The organism is Neglectibacter sp. X4 (assembly GCF_009917365.1).
GTDB lineage: Bacteria > Bacillota > Clostridia > Oscillospirales > Acutalibacteraceae > Acutalibacter.
Map to the genome: position 1 here is coordinate 1 of NZ_QWLE01000368.1, position 502 is coordinate 502.

General features: G+C 44.0%; 1 pseudogene. It reads right to left on the reverse strand.

The features are described from left to right. Nucleotides 1–33: 33 nt before the first annotated feature. Nucleotides 34–502 (reverse strand): annotated as a pseudogene (locus D1841_RS18615) (amidophosphoribosyltransferase); the annotation flags it as partial.

Sequence of the window (502 nt, forward strand, 5' to 3'; positions counted from 1 at the left end):
TATATGCACAGCTGCTGCATTACAGTGCAAAGACTATTCTTTTCCGTTCCAGCAGTAGGTGCAGAGTTTATTTCTTTCAAGGCCCGTAGCATCCATCATATCATCAAGGCGACAGAACTGCAGCGTAGTGAATCCCATTTCCTTACGGATTTCCTCCACCATCTGCGCATATTTTTCTGTCTCAGGATTTGCATATTCTTCCAGAATCTCATCAGTTACGTTACCGTTCTCAAGTCTTGTGATGACTCTTCTGGTAATCAAGTCCATTTCGGAGGAAGAACGCGAGAAGTTCAGATATTTGCATCCATACATAATCGGCGGGCACGCTGGTCTGATATGCAGTTCCTTTGCGCCAATCTCAAAGAGATATTCGGCAGTTTCTCGAAGCTGCGTTCCTCTTACGATGGAGTCATCAATGAGTACCAGTCTCTTGTCTTTGATTAAATCTTCCACAGTCAGAAGCTTCATCTTTGCAATCAGATTTCGCTTGGTCTGAATGGTC